This is a genomic window from Methylobacterium sp. M6A4_1b (assembly GCF_053345175.1).
In genome coordinates, this window is sequence record NZ_JBKEZQ010000013.1 from 97,301 (window position 1) to 115,727 (window position 18,427).

General features: G+C 69.1%; 16 protein-coding genes and 1 tRNA gene. 7 read left to right on the forward strand and 10 right to left on the reverse strand.

Annotated features, from left to right (window positions below; genetic code table 11):
* Positions 1-145: 145 nt before the first annotated feature.
* The 3 genes from ACLBWX_RS14515 (at position 146) to ACLBWX_RS14525 (ending at position 1,366) form a co-directional block, all read left to right on the forward strand.
* Positions 146-388, forward strand: coding sequence for a hypothetical protein (locus ACLBWX_RS14515; RefSeq protein ID WP_447677770.1), 243 nt, complete (start codon positions 146-148; stop codon positions 386-388).
* A 28-nt stretch (positions 389-416) separates the two neighbouring features.
* The gene (locus ACLBWX_RS14520) at positions 417-776 is read left to right on the forward strand and encodes a hypothetical protein (protein WP_447677743.1); all 360 of its coding nucleotides are present in this window, start codon (positions 417-419) and stop codon (positions 774-776) included.
* A 275-nt stretch (positions 777-1,051) separates the two neighbouring features.
* Entirely contained in the window at positions 1,052-1,366 is a 315-nt protein-coding gene (locus ACLBWX_RS14525) for a hypothetical protein (protein WP_447677744.1), read from the forward strand.
* Between the two features lie 334 nt (positions 1,367-1,700).
* Here ACLBWX_RS14525 and ACLBWX_RS14530 read toward each other — a convergent pair.
* Positions 1,701-1,775, reverse strand: a tRNA-Glu gene (locus tag ACLBWX_RS14530).
* Between the two features lie 166 nt (positions 1,776-1,941).
* On the opposite strand from ACLBWX_RS14530, the gene ACLBWX_RS14535 reads away from it, so the two are divergent.
* A complete protein-coding gene (locus ACLBWX_RS14535) occupies positions 1,942-2,937 on the forward strand; it encodes an RluA family pseudouridine synthase (protein ID WP_447677745.1) in 996 nt (331 codons plus the stop codon).
* Between the two features lie 236 nt (positions 2,938-3,173).
* Positions 3,174-4,064, forward strand: coding sequence for an RNA polymerase sigma factor RpoH (gene rpoH / locus ACLBWX_RS14540; protein ID WP_056469801.1), 891 nt, complete (start codon positions 3,174-3,176; stop codon positions 4,062-4,064).
* Between the two features lie 172 nt (positions 4,065-4,236).
* On the opposite strand, the gene ACLBWX_RS14545 is transcribed toward rpoH, so the two are convergent.
* The 5 genes from ACLBWX_RS14545 to purB form a co-directional block, all read right to left on the reverse strand.
* Positions 4,237-5,763, reverse strand: a complete 1,527-nt coding sequence (locus tag ACLBWX_RS14545; RefSeq protein ID WP_447677746.1) for a histidine kinase — start codon at positions 5,761-5,763, stop codon at positions 4,237-4,239.
* 147 nt (positions 5,764-5,910) lie between these two features.
* The gene (locus tag ACLBWX_RS14550) at positions 5,911-7,203 is read right to left on the reverse strand and encodes an adenylosuccinate synthase (protein ID WP_447677747.1); all 1,293 of its coding nucleotides are present in this window, start codon (positions 7,201-7,203) and stop codon (positions 5,911-5,913) included.
* A gap of 159 nt (positions 7,204-7,362) precedes the next feature.
* Positions 7,363-7,713: a hypothetical protein gene (locus ACLBWX_RS14555; RefSeq protein WP_447677748.1), complete on the reverse strand. Its 351-nt coding sequence runs from the start codon at positions 7,711-7,713 to the stop codon at positions 7,363-7,365.
* 236 nt (positions 7,714-7,949) lie between these two features.
* Positions 7,950-8,810, reverse strand: a complete 861-nt coding sequence (locus tag ACLBWX_RS14560) for a D-amino-acid transaminase (protein WP_447677749.1) — start codon at positions 8,808-8,810, stop codon at positions 7,950-7,952.
* A gap of 62 nt (positions 8,811-8,872) precedes the next feature.
* A complete protein-coding gene (purB, locus tag ACLBWX_RS14565; RefSeq protein ID WP_447677750.1) occupies positions 8,873-10,180 on the reverse strand; it encodes an adenylosuccinate lyase in 1,308 nt (435 codons plus the stop codon).
* Between the two features lie 371 nt (positions 10,181-10,551).
* Here purB and ACLBWX_RS14570 point away from each other — a divergent pair, with 371 nt between their 5' ends.
* Both ACLBWX_RS14570 and ACLBWX_RS14575 read left to right on the forward strand, forming a co-directional pair.
* Positions 10,552-12,711, forward strand: coding sequence for a TonB-dependent receptor (locus ACLBWX_RS14570; RefSeq protein WP_447677751.1), 2,160 nt, complete (start codon positions 10,552-10,554; stop codon positions 12,709-12,711).
* Positions 12,712-13,023: 312 nt separating this feature from the next.
* On the forward strand, positions 13,024-15,165 hold the full coding sequence (locus tag ACLBWX_RS14575) for a TonB-dependent receptor (RefSeq protein ID WP_447677752.1): 2,142 nt from the start codon (positions 13,024-13,026) through the stop codon (positions 15,163-15,165).
* A 33-nt stretch (positions 15,166-15,198) separates the two neighbouring features.
* Here the strand turns inward: ACLBWX_RS14575 and ACLBWX_RS14580 are convergent, their stop codons facing one another.
* The 4 genes from ACLBWX_RS14580 to hemB all read right to left on the reverse strand — a co-directional run bounded on the left by ACLBWX_RS14580 (position 15,199) and on the right by hemB (position 18,286).
* Positions 15,199-15,945 carry an arginyltransferase gene (locus tag ACLBWX_RS14580; RefSeq protein ID WP_447677753.1) on the reverse strand — a complete coding sequence of 249 codons (747 nt, stop codon included), beginning with the start codon at positions 15,943-15,945 and terminating at the stop codon, positions 15,199-15,201.
* Positions 15,946-16,205: 260 nt separating this feature from the next.
* A complete protein-coding gene (locus ACLBWX_RS14585; RefSeq protein WP_447677754.1) occupies positions 16,206-16,694 on the reverse strand; it encodes an RDD family protein in 489 nt (162 codons plus the stop codon).
* A gap of 108 nt (positions 16,695-16,802) precedes the next feature.
* On the reverse strand, positions 16,803-17,201 hold the full coding sequence (locus ACLBWX_RS14590; protein ID WP_447677755.1) for a hypothetical protein: 399 nt from the start codon (positions 17,199-17,201) through the stop codon (positions 16,803-16,805).
* Between the two features lie 26 nt (positions 17,202-17,227).
* On the reverse strand, positions 17,228-18,286 hold the full coding sequence (gene hemB / locus ACLBWX_RS14595) for a porphobilinogen synthase (RefSeq protein ID WP_447677756.1): 1,059 nt from the start codon (positions 18,284-18,286) through the stop codon (positions 17,228-17,230).
* Positions 18,287-18,427 lie beyond the last annotated feature (141 nt).

Here is an 18,427-nt window from a genome sequence, read left to right on the forward strand (position 1 = left end):
CGCACGGACACATCGCCGACCGACCTTCTCCGGTACGGACAAGCTGCCACACTCGGTCCCCAGATCTCGCGCAAGCCTCGTCGATCGAGATTTGCAGAGGAGAGTGGCCATGAGCAATCAAGGGCAGACGGCCGGGGCGGAGATCATGCCGTTTCCACCTCGCATCGCTCCCACGACCCCGGACGCCGACATCGCCTCCATGATCGAGGTCCTTCAGGATCAACTCGCCTTGGCGCGTGAGGGCAAGCTGCGCTCGGTGGCCGTCGTCTCCGTTTCTTCGGACGGCGAGGCCATCGGTACGCAGTGGTCTTGCAAGGGCGCGGACGTGACCGGCCTGATCGGCAAGTTGACGGTGCTGACGCACGACTTGATGGCCGCTCGGAGGTAGCGCGCGCTGCCGGCTCGAAGCGCCGTCGATGGCGGCGAGCGGCGTCGGCAATACGTACGGACGCGCGCTTCAGGTGCTCGGTGGCATCCGCGTTCGCGGCAGCCACCTGCGCCCGCCGGTGGTGGCCCACGGCTTCGGCGGGATCGATGCGGTCGCCCTTACCGAACAGGAAGGCCATCGTGGTCGGGTCCGCCACGAAGGCGTCGACCGCGGCAACCACATCCGCCTCGAAGATGACCTTCGCCCCGTAGAGATCGCCGGCGATCGCGTTCGCACGCGGTCGGCCAGCGTCACGGCCCGAACTGCCAGAGCGGCACCGCAGCGCTGGGAAGGCCGGACTTGTCCCGATGGCCGGTCATGTCGGCGAATCGCATCGGCGTCTCCGTGATCGCCGAACCCCCATCGGCCGAGAGCGCAAGCGCCCCACAATCCTCCGGGCGGCTCTGACCGCGGCATCGTCCAGGCGATGCGCGGGATCGACTGCGCGATTTTCGGCGAGTTTCGACTGAGAAATGGCCCGGCCGCAAGGTGAATTGTGGACACGGCGCAAAGTTCAGTGCTGCCGACATGAAATCGTCCGCAATAGGTATTGACGTTTCGATTTGGCGCTGGAATATCAATACAGTTTTCCGGCAATGAATTCAGCATTATCGGCGGTGCGCCATGCAGTCCGAATTGATGATTTTGGGCGAAACTGCAAAGATTTCCAGGCCATCGACGCGAGAACTGAAAAAACCAACCATCGGCTTACCATCGCACATTCATGGCTGGATCAGCTCGCTCATCGAAGCGCTGATAAAATTGAAGAAATCCGATGAATGGACGGTATTCACCGGTTTTACTCCAATAAAGCTTATCGATGGAACTCATTCAGGAACCGCTGAAAAACTCATGCGGCGTAGGAATGGGACTGCATGGCAGTACAGAAGGCTCTCGGCTGAAGAAGATTTCGAATTGATGGATCGGGAAGCTTGGTAGAATGAAATCCAATAAGACCACATGACATCGTTTACCGACCGCCATGTGCTCATATTCGAGACGTTTTCCACCATGTGGATGTCCGGTGTCATCGGTCGCACAAAACGGCTGGCCATGCCTGTTCGCGACGAGTGCGAACAGGCGTCGACGCGCTCAGGCTTCGGTGAGGCCGTCACTGGGTCCGACGGCTCGGAAGGGCCAAGACGGGACAGGGGGAGGGGCGGGAGACGCCTCCGCATGCGTCAGCGCGTCATCCAGCAACCCTCTCGGACGGCCATGTGAGCCGCGAGCATGGAGCGAGATACGATTTCGAACTGAACGGCTGAAGGTGTTTTGGCGCGCCCACGGGGAATCGAACCCCGGTCTGATCCGTGAGAGGGACCTGTCCTAACCGCTAGACGATGGGCGCGGACCGGAGGGAAGCGCCTGGAGATCGCTGCGGCGATCCGTGCTTCCCGGCCGATGGGCGATCGTATAGCGAGGGTCGCGCGGCCCGACAAGGCCCGAAATCGCGCCGGCGCGGCGCAAGCGACATTTTGAACCGAAGGATCGCCTTTTTGCCGGGACTCGAAGATTTGCCGGGATCTGTGGACCGGCACGCGACGCTCGCCGAGGACGCCGCGACCGAGCGCCTGGACCGGGCCCTGGCCCGGGCCTTTCCCGATGTCTCGCGCTCGCGCCTGCAGGACCTCATCCGCGCCGGGCAGGTCCGCCGCGACGGCGCCGTCAGCCGCGACCCGTCCGTGAAGGTCGGCCCCGGGGCCGAGCTCGCCGTCACGGTCCCGGAGGCGGTGGCGCCCGAGCCGGTGGCCCAGGCCCTCGACCTCGCCATCGTGTACGAGGACGACGACCTCATCGTCGTCGACAAGCCGGCCGGGCTGGTGGTCCACCCGGCCCCCGGCCACGAATCGGGGACCCTGGTGAACGGGCTCATCGCCCATTGCGGCGACAGCCTGTCGGGGATCGGCGGCGTGCGCCGGCCGGGCATCGTCCACCGCATCGACAAGGACACCAGCGGCCTGCTGGTGGTGGCCAAGAACGACCTCGCCCATGCGGGACTGACGGCGCAGTTCGCCGATCACGGCCGCACCGGGCCCCTGGAGCGGGCCTACCTGGCCCTGGCCTGGGGCGTGCCCGAGCCCCGGGCCGGCACCATCGAGGCGAACCTCGCCCGCAGCGTCCGCAACCGCGAGAAGATCGCGGTGGTGCGCGGCGAGGGCGGGCGGCACGCGATCACGCATTACCGCGTCGAGGCGGTCCTGGGCAGCGACGCGCCGGTGGCGCTCGTGCGCTGCACGCTGGAGACGGGGCGCACGCACCAGATCCGCGTGCACCTGAGCCATCGCGGTCACCCGCTGCTGGGCGACGCGGTCTATGGCGGGGCCTTCAAGACCAAGGCAGGCCGTCTCGGCCCGGCGGCGCGGGACGCCCTCACCACTCTGGGGCGCCAGGCGCTCCATGCCAGCGTGCTGGGCTTCGCCCATCCGCGCACCGGCGAGACCCTGCATTTCGAGAGCCCGCTGCCGGCCGATCTGCAGGCGCTCGTCGCCGCGCTGAAGGCGGGGGCGTAGCGCGGCCGACACAGTCAAGACCGCACGGGCGTGCGCCAGGACACGCCGGGCTGCGGCCATTCGTGCCATGAGAGACCCAAGCGAGATCCCGCGCGTTGATGACGAACGCGTCCCACGCGTCGCCTTTCCGTCTCCACCGGTTTCCCGCTACACTGGGGAATCGGACGGTCGGCTCGAGGAAGCGGCGGTTCGCTTCGGACCGCCCCTCTCGGGGGTCCTTTCAAGGAGGTAAGATCATGGCCGGCGCATTGCCAGTGCTCGCCACCGAAGGTGGCCTCTCACGCTACCTCGACGAGATCCGCAAGTTCCCGATGCTCGAGCCGAACGAGGAGTTCACGCTCGCGAAGGACTGGCGCGAGAAGGGCGACCGCAACGCGGCCCACCGCCTCGTCACGTCGCACCTGCGCCTCGTGGCCAAGATCGCCATGGGCTATCGCGGCTACGGCCTGCCGATCGGCGAGGTCGTGTCCGAGGGCAATGTCGGGCTGATGCAGGCGGTCAAGCGCTTCGAGCCGGACAAGGGCTTCCGGCTGGCCACCTACGCCATGTGGTGGATCAAGGCGGCGATCCAGGAATACATCCTGCGCTCGTGGTCGCTCGTGAAGATGGGCACCACCGCCAACCAGAAGAAGCTGTTCTTCAACCTGCGCAAGGCCAAGGGCCGGATCTCGGCGCTCGACGAGGGCGACCTCAAGCCGGACCAGGTCGCACAGATCGCCGTCAAGCTCGGCGTGCCCGAGCAGGAGGTGATCGACATGAACCGTCGCCTCTCGGGCGACACCTCCCTCAACGCGCCCCTGCGCGAGGAGGGCGAGGGCGAGTGGCAGGACTGGCTCGTGGACAACAGTCCGAGCCAGGAGACCGTGCTCGCCCGCGAGGAGGAGGGGCAGAACCGCCTCACGGCCCTGCGCGACGCACTCTCGGTGCTGAACCCGCGCGAGCGCCGCATCTTCGAGGCGCGGCGGCTGGCCGACGACCCGATCACCCTGGAGGACCTCTCCGGCGAGTTCGGCGTCTCGCGCGAGCGCGTCCGCCAGATCGAGGTCCGCGCCTTCGAGAAGATCCAGGAAGCGGTCAAGCGCAACCTCGCCACCCGCGAGGCTCCGCGGGCCGAGGCGCACGCCTGATCCGCTCCTCCCGATGTTACGAATCGCGAACAGCCCCCCGGCCACGAGGCCGGGGGGCTGTTTTCGTTTCGCGGGCCAGAGTTTCAGCGCCGGCGGAGTGGGGTCGCCCGCGCCGGCGGGATGATGCCCCGCCCGGGGGCGCGGTCCGACCCGGCGCGGTCGGGCACGGGCTCTAGCGCCACTGATCGAAGGCGCTCTGCAGCACCTGGGTGCCGGCGCTGCCCTTCTCGAAGGCCACGATCCCACGCGGGCCGGCGGCGAACTTCAGGGTGATGTCGAACCAGTTCTTGTGCAGCAGGATGTCGGTGTTGCGCTCGACGTCGTTGGGCAGCGACGAGAGCCCGATCAGGAACAGGTTCTCGCGCACCCGCACCGGCAGGCCGGCCACCGGCGAGCCGCGGGCGCCCTCCTCGTCCTTGCCCTGGAGCAGGCCGATGTCCTGGACGTTGTGGCGCGCGGCGTTGGGGCCGCTCGGGGTGAAGACGAGTTCGACGGTGTGCGAGGCCGGGAGGGTGGCGTCGAGGTTGCGGCGCAGGGTCATGGCGAGGGTCAGACCCGCCTCCGGGAACTCCGCCGAGGCCCGCACCACGGTCTCGAGTTGCTGGCCCTGCTCGCCCGGCACCGTGTCGAGGCGCCAGACCACCCGGCCCTGGGTGGTCGTCGGCGCGGCGTTGGCGCCGCCGCCCACGGTCTCTTCGTAGAGCATGGCCCGCTGGGTCACCGCGAGGTCGGGCTGGGCCGGGTTCGGCGCGGCGGGGATCGGCGCGGGGGTCGATGCGGGCGCCGAGCGACGCGCCGGCGCGGCGGGGGCGGACGGGGCCGCGTCGCCGCCGACCCGGTCGGCGAACTTTGAGTCGGCGCCGTCCGGCGCGGCGTCCTGCTGCTCCGTGGCGATCGGCTGGAGGTCGGCGGGCTTGTCGCGCAGGAGGAAGGCCGCCACCGCGATGAGGCCGATCACGGCGATCAGGATGCTGCCGACGAGGACGTTGCGCAGGAGGCGCGAGCGCCCGTCCCGGGGGCCGACCACCTCGATCCGCGGCCGCTGGCGCTGGCCGTTCCCATCCGGCGCCGGCGGTTCGGAGCCGGCCTCGTCGGCGGCCGGGACCGGCTCGCCCGCCGCGTCCGGCGCCTCGGCGGCCATGAAGGGCGGGGACTTGGCCTTGCGGGCCTGGATGCGGACGGGCGGCGGGATGGTGTCGGGGGCCGGGCCGGCCGCGCTCGGCCCGGGCGGAACCGGGGACCCGCGCGGTGGCGCGACCGGGATCGGCGGCGCGACCGGCACCGACAGTACCGGCTCGGGGGAGGCGGGCTCGGGACGCGTGGGCTCGGGAGGTATGGGCTCGGGCGCTGCCGCGGCCGGCACACCGAAATCCGGCGGCGGCGCGGGCGGCAGGGTTGCCTCGGGCAGGTCGACGGGATCGTTGGCCGGCGGCGGCGGGAGGAAGGGCTCCGGCTCGGGGGCGGGGGGCGCCGCCACGAAGGGTGCCGCACCGCCATGGTCGCGTTCGAGGCGCAGGATCGCGGCTTCGAGGGCATTACGCTCGAGGTCGATGTCGTCCTCGGACAGGGGCGGATCGAGGGACCGGAGCTGCCCGATCAGCGCGCCGCGCGCGCGCTCGTAGACGGCCTGGCGCAGGGCCGGGGAGCGGTCGGGCATCGCGTCGAGCGCCCGTGCCAGCAGGGGATAATAGTCGGCCATCGTGCCTCAGGTCCGCCTTCTCACCGACGGCTGGCTGGCCGCCTCGTCCCGCAGCCCCACGGACGGACGCGCACCGGCCGACCGCCGCGGTCCCATCGCGGGCGCATCTTCCTCACGCGGCCGCACCCCCATCAAGCGAAAACGGCCCTAATCCTCAAAGGGGTTGTGCATGAGGATCGTGTCGTTGCGCTCCGGCGACGTCGAGAGCAGCGCCACCGGCGCGCCGATCAGTTCCTCGATCCTGCGCACGTACTTGATCGCCTGGGCCGGCAGGTCGGCCCAGGAGCGGGCCCCGGCGGTGGTGCCCGACCAGCCCTCGATGGTCTCGTAGATCGGCTCGACCTTGGCCTGGGCCGCCTGATTGGCGGGGAGGTGATCCACCACCTGGCCGTCGAGGCGATAGCCGGTGCAGACCTTGATCTCCTCGAACCCGTCGAGGATGTCGAGCTTGGTCAGGGCGATGCCGTCGATGCCCGAGGTCCGCACGGTCTGACGCACCAGCACCGCGTCGAACCAGCCGCAGCGGCGCTTGCGGCCGGTGTTCACGCCGAACTCGCGGCCGCGGGAGCCGATCGTCTCGCCGATCTCGTCGAAGAGCTCGGTGGGGAAGGGGCCTTCGCCGACGCGGGTGGTGTAGGCCTTGGCGATGCCCAGAACGTAGCCGATGGCGGAGGGACCCATGCCGGAGCCGGTCGCCGCCTGTGCCGCCACGATGTTCGAGGAGGTCACGAAGGGATAGGTGCCGTGGTCGACGTCGAGGAGCGCGCCCTGCGCGCCCTCGAACAGGATGCGCTTGCCGGCGCGGCGCTCGTCGTCGAGGAGCTTCCAGACCGTGTCGGCGTAGGGCAGGATCGTCGGCGCGATCGCCTTCAGCTCGGAGAGCAGCGCGCCCGCATCGACCTCGTCGATGCCGAGGCCCCGGCGCAGGGCGTTGTGGTGCGTGAGCACCCGCTCGATCTTGGCCTCGAGGGTCGACTCGTCGGCGAGGTCGACGACCCGGATCGCGCGGCGGCCGACCTTGTCCTCGTAGGCCGGACCGATGCCGCGCTTCGTGGTGCCGATCTTCAGGCCCGCGTTCGAGGTCTCGCGGAAATGGTCGAGCTCGCGGTGCAGCGGCAGGATCAGGGTGGCGTTGTCGGCGATGCGCAGGGTGCGGGGCGAGATCTCGACGCCCTGGGCCTGGAGCCGGGCGATCTCGTCGACGAGGTGCCAGGGATCGACCACGACGCCGTTGCCGATCACCGACAGCTTGCCGCCGCGCACCACGCCGGACGGGAGAAGGGCGAGCTTGTAGGTCACGCCGTCGACCACGAGCGTGTGGCCGGCATTGTGACCGCCCTGGAAGCGGACCACCACGTCGGCCTGCTCGGAGAGCCAGTCGACGATCTTGCCCTTGCCTTCGTCACCCCACTGGGCGCCTACGACGACGACGTTTGCCATTCACTGAAGACCTGTGCCGTAACCCGCGCGAAAGCGGTCCGACCTGACGGGCGGACCGCTCCTGCTGTCCTCGGGTCTTTCCGCGATCCGTGCGCGGAAATCAAGCAAGGGGGCCGCTCGCCCCCACGGGGGCGGCCATGCCGCCCTGGCCGTCCCGCCTCACCGGGCCTCGGTGCCGGGCTTCTGGCCGGGCAGGTCGCCGGGCTTGATCACCGGCATTCCGCCCGGGTTCGGATCCGGCGGGGTCACCACCATGCCGGGGGCGGTGTTGCCCGGCGGCTTGATCACGCCGTCGCTCTTCTCGAGCTTTTCGCTGAGAGTGCCCGTGTCGCCGGACGTGCCCTTGTCGGCGGTCCCCTCGGACGGGCGGATCTTGTCGGGGATGGTCTGGTTGGGCGGCGGCAGGGCCGGATCGGTGTCCCGGCCCTTCAGCGGCGCGTCGGGGGACTGCGCGAAGGCCGCGCCGGCGATCAGGCCGAGGCCGACCGCGAGGGTGAGGATCGAGCGCATAGGATCTCCCTGTCTCGGATGCGAGGTTCGAGGGAGAACAGACCCGGGGCCGAAGCGTTCCTGTCCCATCGGTCCTGTGATGGGAACAGGGTCCTGGGAGGGCTTCGGGGAAGGGCTTCGGGGGAGAGCTTCGGGGGAGAGCTTCGGGAAGGGGCTGGTGCCGCGGATTTCTCGTTCCCCCCCTCTGCGAGGGAGGGAAAGCGTCGGATGGGCTCCGGTTCGTCCGTCCGTCCGCCTCAGGCGCTCTCGCGCGCCATGCCGAGGTAGAGTTCGCGCAGGCGCCGGGTATGCGGGCCGGGGCGGCCGTCGCCGACGGCCTGGCCGTCGATCGCGACCACCGGCATCACGAAGGCCGAGGCGCTGGTGTAGAAGGCCTCCGCCGCCGCCAGGGCCTCCGCGACGCTGAACAGCCGCTCCTCCAGGGCGAGCCCGGCCTCCTCGGCGAGGCGCAGGACCGCCTTGCGGGTGATGCCGGGCAGGAGCGCCGTGGACAGGGGCCGGGTGACCAGGGCGCCGGCCTTCGTCACGATGAAGGCCGTGGAGGACGAGCCCTCGGTGACCGCGTCGTCCTCGACCATCCAGGCTTCCGCCACCCCGGCTGCGGCGGCCTGCTGCTTGGCGAGCACCTGGGCGAGCAGCGCCACGGACTTGATGTCGCGGCGCTTCCAGCGCAGGTCCGGCACCGTGATGACCTTGGCGCCGGTCTCGGCGAGCGGGTTGTTCGCCACCGCCTTGGCCTGCGTGAACATCACCACGGTGGGCGCCGTGCCGGCCGGCGGGTAGGCGAAGTCGCGCTCGTGCACGCCCCGCGTCACCTGCATGTAGACCAGCCCCTCGGTGAGCCCGTTGCGGGCGATCAGATCCGTCTGGAGCGCCACCCATTCGGCCAGCGCGTGCGGGTTGGCGATGTCGATCTCGCCCAGCGAGCGGTCGAGGCGGGCGAGGTGGGCCTCGTTGTCGACGAGGCGTCCGTCGAGCACCGCCGAGACCTCGTAGATCCCGTCGGCGAAGAGGAAGCCCCGGTCCATGATCGGCACGCGCGCCTCGGCGAAGGGCAGGAAGTCGCCGTTCAGGTAGACGATGCGGGCTTGGGACACGGGGCTGACCTCATCTGGCCGAAGGTGGGGGACGGACGCAGGATCTGTGCGCGAGGTTCGGATCAGGCGGCTCCGAAGACCCGCGCGAAGATCGTGTCCACGTGCTTGAAGTGGTAGCCGAGGTCGAAGCACTCCGCGATCTGCTCCGGGGTCAGCGCGGCGGTGACGTCGGCATCGGCCTTGAGGAGGGCGAGGAAGTCGCCCTCGCCGCGCCAGACCGGCATCGCGTTGCGCTGGACGAGGCGGTAGGCATCCTCGCGCGAGACCCCGGCCTGGGTCAGGGCCAGCAGCACCCGCTGCGAGTGGACGAGGCCGCCGAGCTTGTCGAGATTGCGCTGCATGTTCTCGGGATAGATCAGCAGCTTGTCGATGACGCCGGTGAGGCGCGCCAGCGCGAAGTCGAGGGTCACGGTGGCGTCCGGCCCGATCATGCGCTCCACCGAGGAGTGCGAGATGTCGCGCTCGTGCCAGAGAGCCACGTTCTCCATGGCGGGCAGGGCGTAGGAGCGCACCATGCGGGCGAGGCCCGTGAGGTTCTCGGTGAGCACGGGGTTGCGCTTGTGCGGCATCGCCGAGGAGCCCTTCTGCCCCTCGGAGAAGAACTCTTCGGCTTCCAGCACCTCCGTGCGCTGAAGATGGCGGACTTCGATGGAGAGGCGCTCCACCGAGGAGGCGACCACGCCCAGGATCGCGAAGAACATGGCGTGGCGGTCGCGCGGGATGACCTGGGTGGAGACCGGCTCCGGGGTCAGGCCCATGGCCTCGGCGACGTATTCCTCCACCCGCGGGTCGATGTTGGCGAAGGTGCCGACGGCGCCGGAGATGGCGCAGGTGGCGATTTCTTCCCGCGCGGCGACGAGGCGGGCGCGGGCGCGCTCGAACTCGGCATAGGCCCCGGCGAGCTTGAGGCCGAAGGTCACCGGCTCGGCGTGGATGCCGTGCGAGCGGCCGATGGTCGGCGTCATCCTGTGCTCGAAGGCCCGGCGCTTGAGGGCGGCCAGGAGGGCGTCGACGTCCTTGATCAGGAGGTCGGCGGCGCGCACCAACTGGACGTTGAGGCAGGTGTCGAGCACGTCCGACGAGGTCATGCCCTGGTGGACGAAGCGGGCCTCGGGGCCGACGATCTCGGCGAGATGCGTCAGGAACGCGATGACGTCGTGCTTGGTCACCGCCTCGATGGCATCGATCCGCGCCACGTCGAAGACCGCGTCGCGGCCCTTCTCCCAGATCGTGTCGGCGGCCGCCTTCGGAACCACGCCGAGTTCGGCGAGCGCCGTCGTCGCGTGGGCCTCGATCTCGAACCAGATCCGGAAACGCGATTCGGGCGACCAGATCGCGGTCATCTCGGGGCGGCTGTAGCGGGGGATCATGCGGGCGCCTCGGTCAACGCGACGATGGTGATGTGGCTGGCGCCTAGCACGGGCGCGGGTGCCGCTCAACGCACAGCGACCGCCCGGCCCGACGAGCGGGTGTGTCTTTCCGGTGCCACCGGCGACGGTCCTCGCACGATGGGATCGACCCGTGGGCGTGGACCGGCGACCGGATTCGCGAAGCCGCTCAGACACCTGATGCACAGTCCGGACTTATACTTATATTGATTAAAGACTATCCATGCCGATCGAGGCTAGAGCGGACGGTGGAACTCGAATACGTAGGAGGTATGTAAATATATATCGCCGACCTTCCGACCACAACGGGTCCGGCGAGAGAAATAGTTCAGCTTATCCGGATGAGGGGTTCCATGCTCAGCCACCGTCACGTCGGTCTTCTCGCGGTGCTGCTCGGCGGGACCTGCCTCGTCGAAATCCGCGCAGCGGTCGCGCAGGACGCGCCGGCCGGGAACGCCGCGGATGCCGAGGTCAGCCTGGACCAACTCCACGTGGAGGGAACGGCCGGATCGGGCACCGGCTATCGGGCGGCGCGGGCCCGGAGCGCCACGAAGACGGACACGGCCCTGATCGATACGCCGCAGGCGGTGACGGTCGTCACGCGGGAGCAGATCCAGGATCAGGGCTTCCAGGGCGCGACGGAGGCCCTGCGCTACGTGCCCGGCGTGTTCCTGCACCAGGGCGCCGCCAACCGCGACGAGATCGTGATTCGCGGGCAGCAGTCGAGCGCCGACTTCTACGTCAACGGTATCCGCGACGACGCGCAGTATTTTCGCGATCTCTACAACGTCGAGCGCGTCGAGGTCCTCAAGGGGCCGAACGCGATGATCTTCGGGCGCGGCGGCGGCGGCGGCGTGGTCAACCGCGTCCTCAAGGAGGCCAACGGCATCCCGCTGCGCGAGGCGGTCCTCCAGACCGGGCAGTTCGGCACGAAGCGCCTCGCCCTCGACGTCGGCGACCGGGTCTCGGACAGCGTCTTCTTCCGCCTCAACGGCCTGTTCGAGGACAGCGGGACCTTTCGCGATTTCGTCGATCTGCGGCGCTGGGGCGTGAACCCCACCGCGACCGTGCTGCTCGGCCCCGACACGACTCTCAGGCTCTCCTACGAGTACTTCCACGACGAGCGGACCGCCGACCGGGGCATCCCCGCGCAGGACGGCCGGCCCTATCGCTACCGCCAGAACATCCGGACCTTCTTCGGCAATCCCGACCTCAGCACCGCCCGGGTCGACGCGCATATCGCGACCGCCAGCCTCGAGCATCGCTTCGCGTCCGGCGTGGAGATGCGCAGCCAGGTCCGCTTCGCCGATTACGACAAGTTCTATCAGATCGTGTATCCGAGCATCCGGGCGGGGGGCGCCGTGAACGCGGCCGGGACGCGCCTCGAACTCAGCGCCTTCAACAACGACACGCCGCGCACGAACCTCTTCAACCAGAACGACTTCACCTACCGCTTCACCACCGGCCCCCTGGCGCACACGCTGCTCGCCGGCTTCGAACTCGGCCACCAGTCGGGGACCAACCTGCGCGAGGACGGCTTCTTCGCGACGACGGGCACGCAGGCCATCGTGGTCAACCCGCTCTCGGCCCTCTCGCGGGTGCCGGTGAGCTTCCGCAACATCGCTTCGGGCATCAACAACCGCTACGACCTCGGGCTGGCGGCGGTCTACGCGCAGGACCAGATCGAGATCGGGCCGCACCTGCAGATCATCGGCGGCCTGCGCTACGACCATTTCGACTTCCGCTCGACCGACCGGCGCAGCCAGGACGGTCTCACCCGCGTGGACGACCTGCTGTCGCCCCGGATCGGCGCGGTGCTGAAACCCTTCGAGGCCCTGGCCTTCTACGCCAATTACAGCGTCTCCTACCTGCCGTCCGCCGGCGACCAGTTCAACGCCCTGAGCACCGGCCTCGCCGCCGCCCCGCCGGAGCGGTTCGAGAACCGCGAGGTCGGCGTGAAGTGGGACGTGACGCCCGCGCTCCAACTCACCGGCGCGCTGTACGACCTCGACCGCTACAACCAGCGCCTCGCCGATCCGAACCGCCCCGGATTCTTCCTGCTCAGCGGCCAGACCAACGCGCGCGGCGTCGAGGTCGGCGCGAACGGCTTCCTCACCGATTGGTGGCAGGTCGCGGGGGGCTACGCCTTCACGGATGCGCGCATCGTCAACGGCTTCGGCGGGGCGCTGATCCTTCCGGGCAACCGGGTCGGGGTCGTCCCCTTCAGCGCCGTGACGCTGTGGAACAAGTTCAGCGTGACGCCGGAACTCGCCATCGGCATCGGCACGATCCACCAGACCCACACCTTCGCCAGCGCCGACAACACGGTCCGCCTGCCCGGCTACACCCGCTTCGACCTCGGCCTGTTCTACCAGGTCACGGACGGGGTCCGGGCGCAGATCAATGTCGAGAACCTGTTCGACCGCGGCTACATCGCCACCGCGGACGGCAACAACAACATCTCCCCCGGCGCGCCGCGCCTGATCCGGGCGCAGATCGTGGCGCGGTTCTGAGCCGACCGGCGCCCTCGTCACCGCCCCGGCGGGACCCTCGGGCCGTGGCATTGCGGCAACACCGCCCAGGAGATCGGCCGGACCTGGAATCGTTCCAGGATTAAAATCGGAAACACTTTTGCCAAACATCGCGAAGGCGTTGGCCCGCTGTTTCGAGCGGTTCTTAGAAAGGCTGTAAAACAAAGACCAGGAAAGACCGGTCCGATCGCTTGCTTCGCCCGGGCGCACTCTACAAGGGAGCTCTCACGCCACTGAACTGAATTAGCGGCGCAAGATCAACAAGACAAGATTTCGAGATCGGGCGACACGACGATGGGCATTGGAGCAGCACCACGGATCTTCGCGACCCTCCTGTGCGGAACCGCGCTCGCGACGGCCGCCCGGGCACAGCCCGCCATCCTGCCGGGGGGAACGGCCGTGACGTTGGACCAGCTCAGCGTCGAGGGCCTGCGCGGCAACACGGTCGGCTACCTGACCCGCGCCACCCGCAGCGCGACGAAGACCGACACCCCGCTCCTCGACACCCCGCAATCGGTGACGATCGTCAGCCAGGAACAGATCCGGGACCAGAACTTCCAGAACCTCACCGACCAGCTGCGCTACGTGCCCGGCGTGATCCCGGCCCAGGGTGAGAGCAACCGCGACGAAGTCGTGATCCGCGGGCAGAAGACCAACGCGGACTTCTTCGTCAACGGCGTGCGCGACGACGTGCAGTATTTCCGCGACCTGTACAACATCGAGCGGATCGAGGTGCTGAAGGGTCCCGATTCGCTGATCTTCGGCCGCGGCGGCGGCGGCGGCGTGATCAACCGCGTCCTCAAGGAGGCCGACGGCCTGCGGGTGCGCCAGATCACGGCCGGCTTCGGGCAGTTCAACCAGAAGCGTGTGGCGGTCGATGTCGGCGACCGCATCAGCGACGGCGTGTTCTTCCGCCTCAACGGCGTGTTCGAGGACAGCCAGACCTACCGCCAGTTCGGCGACCTGCAGCGCTACGGCATCAACCCGACGATGACCTTCCTCATCGGCCCGGCGACCACGCTGAAGCTCTCCTACGAGTTCTTCCACGACGACCGCTTCCCCGATCGCGGCATCCCCTCGCAGAACGGCCGGCCGTACAATTACCGCAACAACATCCGCACCTTCTTCGGCAATCCGGACGTGAACACCACCCGGGTCGACGCCAACATCGCCACGGCGACCCTCGACCACACGTTCGAGTCCGGCGTGCAGATGCGCAACCAGCTGCGCTTCGCCGACTACAACCGCTTCTACGCCAACACCCTGCCGGGGGCGCCGGTCAACGCCGCGGGCACGCAGGTGCCGATCACCGGCTACCGCAACGAGACCGACCGGACCAACTACTTCAGCCAGAACGACTTCACCTACAAGTTCCTCACCGGCGACGTGAAGCACACCCTGCTGGCCGGCTTCGAACTCGGCTACCAGGAGGGCCTCGCCTTCCGGCAGACCGCGTTCTTCAACACCGGCAACAGCCTCGTCACCAGCGTGGTGGTGAACCCGATGTCGCCGATCACCCGCGCGCCGGTGACCTTCCGCAACAACGGCACCACGGACGCCAACTTCCGCTACGATCTCGGCCTGGCCGCGGCCTATGCCCAGGACCAGATCGACCTGAACGAGTACGTCCAGATCGTCGGCGGCCTGCGCTACGACTACTTCGACTTCTCGTCGCAGAGCCGGATCAACGGCCTCACCAACGACCGGGTCGACAACCTCGTCTCGCCGCGCGCCGGCCTGGTGATCAAGCCACTGGCGAACCTCGCTTTCTACGGCAGCTACAGCGTGTCCTACCTGCCGTCCTCGGGCGACCAGATCGGCACATTCTCGCCGGGTCTCGCCATCGCCAAGCCGGAGGGCTTCCAGAACCTCGAAGTGGGCGTGAAGTACGACGTCACCCCGACCTTCCAGGTCACCGGCGCCCTGTACAATCTCGACCGCACCAATCAGCGCCTCGCCGACCCGAACAATGCGGGCTTCTTCATCCTGTCGGGCAAGACCAACACCCAGGGCGCCGAGATCGGCGCCAACGGCTACCTGACCGACTGGTGGCAGATCGCCGGCGGCTACGCCTTCACCGATGCCAGGATCGAGAGCAACACCTCGGCGACCATCGTGAAAGGCAACACCGTCGGGCTGGTGCCGTTCAACAGCGTCTCCCTCTGGAACAAGTTCGACATCACGCCGCAACTCGGCATCGGCATCGGCGTGATCCACCAGACCCACACCTTCGCCACCTCCGACGACACCGTGCGGCTGCCGAGCTACACGCGCTTCGACCTCGGGCTGTTCTATCAGGTCAGCGAGTCGGTCCGGGCGCAGGTGAACATCGAGAACCTGTTCGACCGGCGCTACATCTACACCGCCGACAACAACCAGAACATCACGCCGGGCGCGCCGCGCACGATCCGGGCGCAGATCATCGCCAAGTTCTGAAACGCCGGCTCCGCGGGCGGGGGCGGGTGGACGTCATTCCACCCGCTGCCAGCCGGGGCCCATCAGGCGCTCCTGCGGGGTGAAGCGGGCCTTGTAGTCCATCTTGCGCGATCCCTCGACCCAGTAGCCGAGATACAGGTAGGGCAGGCCGAGATCGGCGGCGCGCCGGATATGGTCGAGGATCATGTAGGTGCCGAGCGAGCGGTGCGCCTCGACCGGATCGTAGAACGAGTAGACCATCGACAGGCCGTCCGCGAGGACGTCGGTCAGGCACAGGGCGACGGTCGGGCCGGTGCCCCGCCCGTTGATCGCGGTGTCGGGGCCGCGCCGGCGATAGGTCACCAGGTGGGTGTCCACGTGGCTGTCCTCGATCATCATGGCGTAGTCGAGCACGGTCATGTCGACCATGCCGCCGTCGCCGTGGCGGGCGTCGAGGTAGCGCCGGAACAGGGCGTACTGTTCCGAGGCCGGGCGGTTGGGCTCGGGGGTGCCGACGAGGTCGGCGTTGCGCTGGAGGATGCGGCGCTGGCTGCCCGAGGGCCGGAAGTCCGACACCACCACCCGGACCGAGATGCAGGCGCGGCAGGATTCACAGGCCGGCCGGTAGGCGATGGTCTGCGAGCGGCGAAAGCCCCCCTGGGTCAGGATCTCGTTGAGATCGCGGGCGCGGCGCCCGACGAGGTGGGTGAACACCTTCCGCTCCTCCTGGCCCGGCAGGTAGGGGCACGGGGAGGGTGCCGTGAGATAGAATTGCGGGGTGTCCCGGGAATGGCTCGTCACGCTTGTCTGTCGCCCGCCACACGGGGTGCGCCCCGCGCACCCCAAGACTTGAGTGTATCCGCAACGCGGGCGGGCTCAACACCCTGTGAGGGTTCCGCGACGATTTCGTACGAAGCCGCGATCGGCCTGCGCGCGAAGCGCATCGCCGGCAAGACTTGCGCCCTGAATAGACGTTTACGCCCCGGATACGGTCTTGCGCCCCGATAGAGTCTCGCGCCCTGGATGGACCCGAGCGGTCGAGGACGGCCCGAAGCGGCGCCTCAGCCGGCGCGCACCACCGCGAGGCCGAGGAGCAGGTCGTGGCCGAGGCGGCGGTCGGCGCGCACGAGGCCGATGCCGACATCGAGCATCCAGAGCACGAAGGCGGAGGCGACCGCCACGTAGAACAGCAGCGCGTGGATCGCGGCGGTGAGATAGTCCACGCGGGCGCCGCTCTCCGGCGCGACCACGCGCAGGCCCATCATCCGCATGCCCCAGGTGCTCTGGCCGGAACCGCCCACCGTGATGGCGCTGTAGAGGATGCCGCTCGCCGGCAGGATCGCGAACAGGGTCCAGCCGAGGCCGAAAGTGAGGACGCCGATCACGGTGATCGCCAGCATGAGGAGGGCCGTGAAGCCGAAGATGAACAGGATGTCGAGGAGGTAGGCGACGAAGCGCGCGCCGAGGCTGCCCCGCACGTAGGGCACGGGAAACTGGGGGGCGTAGCCGGTCTGGAAGCGATCGGCGTAGGGGCTTTGCGTCTCGCGCATGGGGCGCTCCTGGGGTCGCTCGCGGGAGGGAGCGGCAGACCGCTCAGGCGAAAGATGGGCGCGGCACTGAAAACTCTCAAGATCCGGAACGCTCACGATCGCGCCGGCTCAAGGCGCGGCGCGATCGACCGGGGCCTTCTCCGCTCCCGGATCGGCGGCCGCGGCCTCCGGGGTATCGAGATAGTACTGGCGCAGGAGGAACAGGCGGGCGCCGTTGACCGGGCCGCCCTCGGTGGCGAGGCCGAGGAGTTCGGCCCCGGAACCGAAGCGGCAGGTGACCCAGCGCTGCCGCGCGGCCTGCCCGGGCCGGCCCGCCACCGCGTAGTCGACCCTCAGTTCGTCCGGCGTCGCGCCCCCGCCGATGCGCAGGAGCCTCACCGCGGTGTCGGCAGGCGCCAGCGCCGGAACCGCGCGCCGGCAGATCATGGCGCGCTGGCGGTCGACGGAGCTCTCGCAGGCGGCGAGACCGAGGAGGGCGGGCAGGAGCGCGGGCAAGAGCGCAGGCATGTGCCCGCGCGCGGCACGGCCGGGGCTCACGCGCCGGCGCGCAGCCGCTCGGCGACCCGCAGCGCGTAGTAGGTGAGCACGCCGTCGGCGCCGGCGCGCTTGAAGGCCAGCAGGCTCTCGACCATGGCCCGCTCGCCGTCGAGCCAGCCGTTGCGGGCGGCGGCCTCGATCATCGCGTACTCCCCCGACACCTGATAGGCGAAGGTCGGCACGGCGAACGCGTCCTTCACCCGGCGGATGATGTCGAGGTAGGGCAGGCCGGGCTTCACCATCACGGAATCGGCGCCCTCCGCGATGTCGAGGGCGACCTCGCGGATCGCCTCGTCGGAATTGCCCGGGTCCATCTGGTAGGTGCGCTTGTCGCCGACCAGGGCCGCCTGGGTGCCGATCGCGTCCCGGAACGGGCCGTAGAACGCGCTCGCGTACTTGGCCGCGTAGGCCATGATCTGCACGTCGCGAAAGCCCGCCCGGTCGAGGCCGGCCCGGATGGCGCCGACACGCCCGTCCATCATGTCCGAGGGCGCGATGATGTCGGTGCCGGCCTCGGCCTGGATCAGGCTCTGCTCGACGAGGAGGGCCACCGTCTCGTCGTTGAGGATCGCGCCGTCCTCGAGCAGGCCGTCATGGCCGTGGCTGGTATAGGGATCGAGGGCGACGTCGGTCATGATGCCGAGTTCCGGCACCGCCGCCTTCACCGCGCGCACCGCCCGGCAGACGAGGTTTTCGCGGTTGAGGGATTCCGAGCCCGTGGGATCGCGGAGGGACGGCTCGGTGTAGGGGAAGAACGAGATCGCCGGGATGCCGGCGCGCGCGGCCTTCTCGGCGTCGCGCACGATCTCGTCCACGCTGAGGCGCTCGACGCCGGGCATCGACGCGATGGGCTCGCGCCGGCCCGAGCCCTCGATCACGAAGAGCGGCCAGATCAGGTCGTCGACCGTCAGGGTATGCTCGCGCACGAGACGGCGCGACCACTCGGCCTTGCGGTTGCGGCGCGGGCGCTGGGTGATGCCGAGGGCCACGGGGCGGGCGGCCTCCTGGGCCGTCTCGACCGCCAGGGGACGCGGGGTCGGGGGTTCGTGGGTCATCGTGCTCGGACTCGATGGTTTTCGACCCGCCCTCGGGCCAGGACGGGCGGGGACCGGCCTAACACATCGGCAAAAGCCTTCGAAACCCGCGATGCCGACGCAGGGATGGCCGGGATAGGTTCACGGCACAGGCGTTCGCGC